Origin of the sequence: Amycolatopsis sp. MEPSY49, assembly GCF_051337345.1 — a bacterium.
In the GTDB taxonomy this organism is placed as follows: Bacteria; Actinomycetota; Actinomycetes; order Mycobacteriales; family Pseudonocardiaceae; genus Amycolatopsis.
The window spans coordinates 1-7,643 of sequence record NZ_JBDLYJ010000006.1; the positions used below are offsets into that span (position 1 = coordinate 1).

Here is a 7,643-nt window from a genome sequence, read left to right on the forward strand (position 1 = left end):
GGCCCGGGATGAGCACTATCAGACCAGGTCAACCCATCCTGACCAGCACAAACCACGATGAAACAACCCCAATGTGGCCTTCGGTGCGTCTGACGCACCGAAGGCCGCCTTGGGTGCGTCTGACGCAACCAAGGCCGCATTGGGGCGCTTGGGTCAGGGGAGGGGCGGGGTGAAGGCGACCGTCCAGCGGCCGTCTTCGCTCGTCACCGTCAGCGGGTAGCTGAACGGCCTCCCGTCGCCGAGCGCGCCGGTGATCGTCGCGCGGGCCGGGGCCGCCGCGTCCGGGCCCAGCTCCACCCGCACGTCGTGGACGCCGTGGTCGGCCAGCACCGCGACGTAGTCCTTCGCGAAGTCGTCGCCGCCCGAGCCCGGGTAGTCGAGGAGGTCGCCGAACGCGTCCGGGTCGTGGGTGCCGAGGGCGGTGGCGAGCCGGTCGCGCAGTTCGGCGGGGGAGGCCGCGCCCGGGTCCGGCTCGTGGACGATGAGCAGCGTCACCGCGCCGATCCAGACGACGGCGGCCGCGATCGACAGGCCCACCTTCACGTCACGCCGGATGTGCACCGGCCGAGCCTGCCCCACGCGGCGCCGTCCTGCCAAGCGGACCGGCCGGGGGACCCGGTGAAACCGTCCGGCCCGCGTGCCAGGATGGAAGCGTGACACAGCCACGCGGATCTGCAGCGAAGTCAGCGGCCCTGTCCGCCGCCCTCTCCGGCGCGGTCGACCTGTCCGCGCTCAAGGCCCGCGCCGAATCGGCGCAGAGGCAGCCGGCCCCGGCGGCCGGCCCGCCCGGTGCGGACGGCCCGCCGAAGCCCGCGTCGGGCGGCGCCGTGATCGATGTCACCGAGGCCACCTTCCAGGCCGAGGTCGTGGAGCGGTCCCTGCGCCAGCTGGTCGTCGTCGACCTCTGGGCCGAGTGGTGCGGCCCGTGCAAGCAGCTGTCCCCGGTGCTGGAGCGGATGGCCGGCGAGTCCGGCGGCGCGTGGGTCGTCGCGAAGGTCGACGTCGACGCGAACCCGCGCATCGCGCAGCTGTTCGGCGCGCAGTCCATCCCGACGATCGTCGCCATCGCCGGCGGCCAGCCCGTCGACGCCTTCTCCGGCGCGCTGCCCGAGCCCGAGATCCGCAAGTGGATCAACTCCCTGCTCGACGCGCTGCGCGACAAGCTGCCGGCGATCGCCGAGGCGGAGGCCAACGGCGCCGGCCCGGCCGAGGAGCCCGAAGACCCGCGTTTCACCGAGGCGGAGGAAGCCTTCGAACGCGGCGACTTCGCCGCCGCGCAGGCCGCGTACGAGCGCATCCTCGACGTCGAACCGGCCAACGAGCTGGCGAAGAACGCGCTGGCCCAGGTCAAGTTCACCGCCCGCGCGGAGAACGCGGACCCCGACGCCCGCGCGAAGGCCGACGCCGACCCGTCCGACCTGGCGGCCCAGCTCGACGCGGCCGACCTGGAGATCGCCTCGAACGACGTCGAGGCGGGCTTCAAGCGCCTGATCGACGCGGTCCGCCGCACCGCGGGCGACGACCGCAACAAGGTGCGCGAGCACCTCGTGGCGCTGTTCGACCTGTTCGACCCGGCCGACGACCGCGTCATGAAGGCCCGCCGCGACCTGGCGAGCGCCCTCTTCTAGACCGCACGAAAAAGGCCCCCACCGCGGTGGGGGCCTTTTCCAAGCTCAGGCGTGGCTGCGCGCGAAGATGACGGCTCCCGGGATGTCCTCGTCGGGCCCGATGACCAGTTCGGCCTCGATCGTGAACCCCGCGGCACGCAGCCAGCCCGCGATCCGGTCCGGCGGGCGGTGGTGACTGTCCACGTCGATCGGGCGACCGGTGTAGCCCTCGGACGTGTGCTCCGTCCCGTCACCGACGTGAAAGCCGACCAGCAGCGGGCCGCCCGGCCGCAACACCCGGCGGAACTGCTCGAACACGCCGGGCACGGCGTGGTCGGGCACGTGGATCACGGACCAGAACGCGAGCACGCCGGCGACCGAACCGTCCGCCAGGTCGAGGTCGGTCATCGACCCGACCTCGAAGCGCAGGCCGGGGTGGTCGCGTCGCGCGATGGCGATCATCTCGGGCGAGAGGTCGATGCCGAACGCGTCCACGCCGAGCTCGTGGAGGTGGCCGGTGACGTAGCCCGGCCCGCAGCCGACATCGGCGACCGGCCCGCCGCCGGCGCCGTGCACCGACTCGGCGAACAACGCCAGGCTCGCGCGCAGGTAAGGCCGCTCACCGAGCAGTCCACGCACCTTCTCGACATACCCTGGGGCGTCGGTGTCGTACGAGGACCGGGTGTCGGACAGCCAAGAGTCGGGCACGGGCGACATCACCGCGCTCAGGCGTACTGCTTCGAGCAGACCGACGAGCCTTCGAGGTAGCCCCGCCGCAGGGACTCGACGCGGTCGAAACCGCTGTCCGGCCGCTTCCCGTTGACGTCCGCCGAGATCAGGCTCTCCGGCTGCAGCAGGTCCGCGATGGCCTCGTCGAGGTCACCCGCCGAGAGCCGCAGGTCGCCCGGGCGGTTCGTGAACGCCGCCCAGGCCCCGACCAGGCACGCCGTCCGCAGCCCTGCGTTCGCGTTGTCGATCGACGCGCCGACGCCCTTCTGGATGCCCAGCGCGTACCGCGACGCGACTTCCGAGAACGCCGCGAAGTCACCCATGCCGCCCGGGTCCTCGCCCTTCATCTCGGCCTCGCGGTCGATCGGCTGGGCCAGCTGGGAAAGCTTCGAGAGGTCGATGGCCACGGTGTTGTCGTTCGGGCAGTACGACGCCGGCGGCGTGGTCTGGCAGCTGCCGCCGTCGGTGATCTCCGGCCCGGCCACCCCGGCGCCCTTGAAGGCCTCGTCGAGGCTCTTCTTCAGCAGCTCGACGGCCTGGTCGTTGAACTTCGCGTCGCCCTTGCCGGTGTCGCCCTTGTCGAACGGGCGCTCGGTGAGCCGGGCCTTGACGTTCTCGGTGTTCATCGCCGCGCACTCCTTCGGGCCCTTCTCGAACCCGGTCTGGAACGCGAAGGTGCGGTCGAAGGCCGTGCCGTGCGCGCCGCGGTCGGCGCCGCTGGTGCCCGCCTGGTCGCGGATCAGGAACATCGCCGCCATCACCTGGTTCAGGCCCTCGGACGTCGACACCTGGTAGTACTTGCTCTTGTTCTCGGCGACCCACCGGAAGTACCCGCCGGCGAAGCAGTCGGCCTGCTGCTCCTTGACCACGGTCGGGGTGCTCTTGGTCATGTTGGCCTTGTCGCCGAGCCGGTACTGGACGGCGTGGCCGAACTCGTGCGCCAGCACGACGACCACGGACATCGGCCCGAACCGCTGGCGCAGCATCGGCAGCAGCACCCCGCGGTCCCACGCCACCGAGTCGTCGACCGAGCAATAGAACGCGTTCACGAGCTTCTTGACGCTGCCGCAGCCGGTCTTCTCGGTGTCGGTCTGCGAGTCGTAGGACAGCAGCGACTTCACCGGCTCGAACTGCTGGCCGAAGTCGGCGGGCAGGTGCTCGTTCCAGTACGTCTGGACGTCGTCGATCGCGGCGGTGGCGAGCTTGTCGTCCTCGCCGCCGTCGGCGTTCTTGACGTCGATGCTCGGCGTCGGCGCGTCCGGCTTGAGGCCGCTCTCGAAGTGCGTCACCGGCAGCCCGGCGACGGATCCCGCACCGGTGTCCTTGCCCGGGTCGCCGCTCGCGCCGCCGCCCTTGTCGTTGCACCCGCTCACGGCCACCGCCGCGACGGCCAGCAACGCCACCAGCGCGCGCCGTCCTCCCCCTGGGATCATCTGTTCACTCGCTCTCGTGCCCCGGTACCCGACGGGCAGGACCATACCCAGGGCATACGCGGAGCGTGCGCGTTATCCCCGAACTACTCCCTGCGCAGCGCGGGACGCGGCCCGATATCGTCGCTTCCCATGCGTGCAGTCCGCCGGTTCACCGTTCGCGCCAGCCTGCCCGAGTCGCTGTCCGGCCTGGGCGCGCTCGCCACCAACCTGCGCTGGACGTGGCACCCGCCGACGCGCGACCTGTTCGCGTCGATGGACGCCGAGCTGTTCAACGCCGTGCGCGACCCGCTGCGGATGCTCACCGCGCTGCCGCCCGCCCGGCTCGACGAGCTCGCCGTCGACGACGACTTCCTCGCACGCGCGAGAGCCGCGGCCGAGGACCTCGACAATTACCTGTCGGAGCCGCGCTGGTACCAGCAGCGCGACGACGCCGATCTGCCGCCCGCGGTCGCCTACTTCTCGATGGAGTTCGGCGTCACCGAAGCCCTCCCGAACTACTCCGGCGGCCTTGGCGTGCTGGCCGGCGACCACCTCAAGGCCGCGTCCGACCTGGGCGTGCCGATGGTCGGCGTCGGGCTGCTCTACCGCAACGGCTACTTCCGGCAGTCGCTGTCGCTGGACGGCTGGCAGGTCGAGCACTACCCGGTGATCGACCCGAACGCGTTCCCGCTGGAGCTGCTGACCGCGGGCGGGCGGCCGGTGCTCATCGGCGTCGCCATGCCGGGCGGGCGCGAGCTGTGCGCGCAGATCTGGCAGGCCCGCGTCGGCCGGGTGCCGCTGCTGCTGCTCGACACCGACACCGAGGCCAACGACGAAGACCTGCGCGGCGTCACCGACCGGCTCTACGGCGGCGACGCCGACCACCGGCTGCGGCAGGAGATCCTGGCCGGCATCGGCGGGTTCCGCGCGGTCCGCAAGTACTGCGAGCTGACCGGTCACCCGCAGCCCATGGTGTTTCACACGAACGAGGGACACGCGGGCTTCTTGGGGCTGGAGCGCGCCCGCGAGATCGTCCAGGCCGACGGGCTCGCGTTCGACGAGGCCATGCCCGCGGTCCGGGCCGGGACGCTGTTCACGACGCACACGCCGGTCAGCGCGGGCATCGACCGGTTCCCGGTGGACCTGGTGCAGCGCTACTTCAACGACGGCCGGCTGGTGCCCGACATCGACCCGCGCCGCGTGCTCGCGCTCGGCGCCGAGGACAACCCCGGGCTGTTCAACATGGCGCACATGGGCCTGCGGCTGGCGCAGCGCGCGAACGGCGTCTCGCAGCTGCACGGGCGCGTCACGCGCAAGATGTTCTCGCGGCTGTGGCCCGGGTTCGACCACGACGAGGTGCCGATCTCGTCGGTGACCAACGGCGTCCACGGCCCGACGTGGGTGGCGCGCGAGCTGAGCACGCTGCTCGGGCGCGAGTGGGGGCTCGACGTCGGCGAGGGGCCGCTGCGCGACGGCGTTTCCGACGCCCAGCTGTGGGGTCTGCGGCGCGACCTGCGCGAGAAGCTGGTGCACGAGGTGCGGCGCCGGGTGCGCGCGGCGTGGCTGCAGCGCGGCGCGTCACCGCTGGAGCTGGGCTGGGTGGACTCGGTGTTCGACCCGGACGTGCTGACGGTCGGCTTCGCCCGGCGCGTCCCGACGTACAAGCGGCTGACGTTGATGCTGCGCGACCCCGAGCGGCTGCGCACGCTGCTGCTGCACGAGGACCGGCCGATCCAGGTGGTCGTCGCGGGCAAGTCGCACCCGGCCGACGAGAACGGCAAGCAGCTGATCCAGCAGATCGTCCGGTTCGTCGACGGCGCGGACGTCCGGCACCGGATCGTCTTCCTGCCCGACTACGACATGTCGATGGCGCGCTACCTGTACCGCGGCTGCGACGTCTGGCTGAACAACCCGGTGCGGCCCCTGGAGGCGTGCGGGACGTCGGGGATGAAGTCGGCGCTCAACGGCGGCTTGAACCTGTCCATCCGCGACGGCTGGTGGGACGAGTGCTACGACGGCAGCAACGGCTGGGCGATCCCGACCGCGGACGGCGTCACCGACCCGCTGCGCCGCGACGACCTCGAGGCGGCGGCGCTGTACGAGCTGCTCGGCCAGCAGATCGCGCCGCTGTTCTACGACCGGTCGGCCGACGGTGTGCCCACCGGGTGGCTGTCGATGGTGTGGCACACCTTGGAGACGCTCGGGCCGCGGGTCCAGGCGTCCCGGATGGTCCGCGAGTACGTGGACAACGGCTACCTGCCGGCGTCCCGCATGGTCGCGGCGGCGACGGGCGACGGCTACCGCGGCGCGCTGTCGCTGGCGGACTACCGCACCAAGCTCGAGGTGTCGTGGCCGCGGCTGCGCATCTTCGACTCGGAGCTGCTGATCGAGGCGGCCGAGCCGCTGGTCGTCGGCACCGAGGTGACGATCCGGGCGCGCATCGACCTGGCCGGGCTCGATCCGTCCGAAGTGGACATCCAGGCGGTGGTCGGCCGGGTGGGCGACGACGACGAGCTGCGCGACGCGGTGACGGTCCCGATGACGGCGGACGGCATCGGCGCCTTCGCGGCCCGGCTGAAGCTGCCGAGGCCGGGGTCGATCGGGTACACGGTGCGGGTGCTGCCGAAGCACGGCCTGCTGGCCGCGCCGGCCGAGCTCGCGCGCGTCGTCCTGGCCTGACCTGGAGTTGCTCCAGGCGGAAATCGCTGCGCGGCACCGCACGGGCGGCGTTAGGTTGGACGCATGCGCTTCGGAATCTTCGTCCCGCAGGGGTGGCGGCTCGACCTCGCCGGCATCGACCCCGCGGACCACTGGAAGACCATGCTCGGCCTCGCGAAGCACGCGGAGGCCGGGCCCTTCGAATCGATCTGGGTCTACGACCACTTCCACACCGTGCCCGTCCCGACCGAGGAGGCCACGCACGAGGCCTGGTCGCTGATCTCGGCGTTCGCCGCCGCGACGGAGACCGTGCGGCTCGGGCAGATGTGCACCTGCATGGGCTACCGCAACCCGGCCTACCTCGCGAAGGTCGCCGCGACCGCGGACACGATCTCCGGTGGCCGCGTCGAGATGGGCATCGGCGCCGGCTGGTACGAGCACGAGTGGCGGGCCTACGGCTACGGCTTCCCGGGCGCCGGCGAGCGGCTCGGGCAGCTCGACGAGGGCGTGCAGATCATGCGTGACCTCTGGACGACCGGGAAGTCCACACTGGACGGTAAGCACTACCAGACTGACGGGGCCATCCTGCGTCCGCTGCCGCCGCAGGAAGGTGGCATCCCGCTGTGGATCGCCGGCGGCGGCGAGAAGAAGACCCTCCGGATCGCCGCGAAGTACGCGAAGTACACGAACTTCGCCGCCGACCCGGAGACCTTCACCCGCAAGTCGGAGATCCTCGCGCAGCACTGCAAGGACGTCGGCACCGACTTCGACGCGATCGTGCGCTCGGCCAACCACAACATCGTCCTCGGCGCGACCGAGAAGGACGTCCAGGACAAGCTGGCCTGGCTGAAGTCCCACCTGGGCAAGTACATCGAGGCCGACGCCGTCGAGCGCTGGGCGGGCAACTTCGAGAACAGCCCGACCACCGGCACGCCGGAGCAGGTCACCGAGAAGCTCGCCGCGATGGGCGAGCTGGGCATGTCCTACGCGATCTTCAACTTCCCGGAAGCCGCGTACGACCGCTCCGGCATCGACCTGTTCACCGAGCAGGTCGCGCCCGCGCTGGCCTGACCTCCCGGCCAGGTTGTCCACAGGCACACCCGGATGTGGGCAACCTGGCTTCAGCCACGGCTTTTCCCGGGTTTCGTCGGCGCCCCCCGATACGATGGAACCGGGACGCCCCCCCTGGGAGTGGCGGGGGCTGCCCGGCCCCTTACGGCACCGCCGGGGGGGCGCC

Annotated in this window: 6 protein-coding genes; 3 read left to right on the plus strand and 3 right to left on the minus strand. The window is 71.6% G+C overall.

All coding sequences use genetic code 11. The features are described from left to right. Positions 1–153: 153 nt before the first annotated feature. Positions 154–561 carry a hypothetical protein gene (locus ABFJ78_RS26095; protein WP_436389032.1) on the minus strand — a complete coding sequence of 136 codons (408 nt, stop codon included), beginning with the start codon at positions 559–561 and terminating at the stop codon, positions 154–156. Positions 562–653: 92 nt separating this feature from the next. Between ABFJ78_RS26095 and ABFJ78_RS26100 the strand changes: the two genes are divergently transcribed. Continuing rightward, complete coding sequence (locus ABFJ78_RS26100; RefSeq protein WP_436389033.1) at positions 654–1,628, plus strand: tetratricopeptide repeat protein; 975 nt, start codon at positions 654–656, stop codon at positions 1,626–1,628. A 45-nt stretch (positions 1,629–1,673) separates the two neighbouring features. Here ABFJ78_RS26100 and ABFJ78_RS26105 read toward each other — a convergent pair whose 3' ends face one another. Then, a complete protein-coding gene (locus ABFJ78_RS26105) occupies positions 1,674–2,315 on the minus strand; it encodes a class I SAM-dependent methyltransferase (protein ID WP_436389034.1) in 642 nt (213 codons plus the stop codon). 17 nt (positions 2,316–2,332) lie between these two features. After that, positions 2,333–3,769 carry a neutral zinc metallopeptidase gene (locus ABFJ78_RS26110; RefSeq protein ID WP_436389035.1) on the minus strand — a complete coding sequence of 479 codons (1,437 nt, stop codon included), beginning with the start codon at positions 3,767–3,769 and terminating at the stop codon, positions 2,333–2,335. Between the two features lie 129 nt (positions 3,770–3,898). Between ABFJ78_RS26110 and glgP the strand changes: the two genes are divergently transcribed. After that, entirely contained in the window at positions 3,899–6,427 is a 2,529-nt protein-coding gene (glgP, locus tag ABFJ78_RS26115) for an alpha-glucan family phosphorylase (RefSeq protein WP_436389036.1), read from the plus strand. Positions 6,428–6,490: 63 nt separating this feature from the next. Beyond that, positions 6,491–7,477 carry an LLM class F420-dependent oxidoreductase gene (locus tag ABFJ78_RS26120; protein WP_436389038.1) on the plus strand — a complete coding sequence of 329 codons (987 nt, stop codon included), beginning with the start codon at positions 6,491–6,493 and terminating at the stop codon, positions 7,475–7,477. Positions 7,478–7,643 lie beyond the last annotated feature (166 nt).